The sequence below is a fragment of the Cobetia sp. SIMBA_158 genome (assembly GCF_046566945.1).
GTDB lineage: Bacteria > Pseudomonadota > Gammaproteobacteria > Pseudomonadales > Halomonadaceae > Cobetia > Cobetia amphilecti.
On record NZ_JAWJYL010000095.1, the window covers coordinates 1 to 388 of the forward strand.

Here is a 388-nt window from a genome sequence, read left to right on the forward strand (position 1 = left end):
TCTCCCTTATGCGACTCCTGCATTAGGAAGCAGCCCAGTAGTAGGTTGAGGCCGTTGAGCACCGCCGCCGCAAGGAATGGTGCATGCAAGGAGATGGCGCCCAACAGTCCCCCGGCCACGGGGCCTGCCACCATACCCACGCCGAAACAAGCGCTCATGAGCCCGAAGTGGCGAGCCCGATCTTCCCCATCGGTGATGTCGGCGATATAGGCGCCAGCAACCGCACCTGTGGCGCCGGTGATGCCGGCCACGATGCGTCCGGCGTAGAGGATCGAGATCTCGATCCCGCGAAATTAATACGACTCACTATAGGGGAATTGTGAGCGGATAACAATTCCCCTCTAGAAATAATTTTGTTTAACTTTAAGAAGGAGATATACATATGTTT

General features: G+C 55.7%; 1 pseudogene. It reads right to left on the bottom strand.

Going from position 1 to position 388, the window contains the following annotated elements:
• Positions 1-272: pseudogene (locus R2R70_RS19135) on the bottom strand (MFS transporter); the annotation flags it as partial.
• Positions 273-388 lie beyond the last annotated feature (116 nt).